The sequence below is a fragment of the Pseudomonas sp. P1_F7 genome (assembly GCF_056405655.1).
Genome location: NZ_JBFUBR010000065.1, coordinates 1 through 904 on the forward strand (window position 1 = coordinate 1; position 904 = coordinate 904).

A 904-nucleotide genomic window follows, 5' to 3' on the forward strand; every position below is an offset into this window, starting at 1 on the left:
CGCGGTAGAGATCGCGGTAGAGATCCTTGGGCATGCCGTCCACAGGGTAGGCCGGTTCATGGGAGGTGGTCATGATCCGGTTTCTGAGGGTCAGATTCTTGATTTTATAGGGTTGCAGCAAGGGATCGCTGGACATCGTGGTGCGCTCCAAAGTGGGCTTCATCAGGCTCGGTGACTTAAAATTAGGATAAATGTACATATGTGTCAACTAATGATGACATAGGTGTACATTTTGCTTGCGTGTCCAAAAAACCGGGATTAACATCCGACAAAACAAGGACTGATTTGACTCGTACGGGCCTGCCTTCCATCGCGTTGAGCGGTCTGCCCGCGGCGTGATGAAAGTGCGCGCAGCGGCAAACCGCACTCGTTGAGATGGACGTGAAAGTGGGTGTTATAGGTGATGGTTCAGGTGTGATTCAGTGGGATCGACGAGGGCACAGTCGTGCTTTCTTAATCTTCTGCCTTATTGATATTTCGGAAAGGAGAGCATAGGTGACAGAGTTATTTGATATTCGCTTGGCTAGCAAACAGACARCKTTCACTGAAATTCCAGTCATAGATATATCGTCGCTCATAAAYGGCGAAAATCCGCTGAAGGTGGCAAGCCAAATAGGTRATGCATGCGAAAAGGTGGGGTTTTTTTATATAAAAAACCATGGTATTGACCAGCAGTTAATAGATAAGATGTATGCGCTTACCAAAAGTTTTTTCAAGCTTCCTTATGAGGAGAAGAACAAGCTTAATGTCGTGAACTCCGGGCTAACGCTACGTGGTTATATACCGATGTACGCGGAAAACGTCGACCCTGCTAATACCCGTGATTTCAAAGAGTGTTTTGATTGCGGAGCTCATTATGATGAGGTCTCTCCATTTTTTGGTCCTAATCAAATGCCGTCTGTAC

At 46.6% G+C, this 904-nt stretch carries 1 protein-coding gene; it reads left to right on the top strand.

The window, feature by feature from the left end:
- Positions 1–495: 495 nt before the first annotated feature.
- Positions 496–904 (top strand): 2-oxoglutarate and iron-dependent oxygenase domain-containing protein (locus AC1D1M_RS31390; RefSeq protein ID WP_477778687.1); only part of this gene is annotated, 409 nt, incomplete at its 3' end.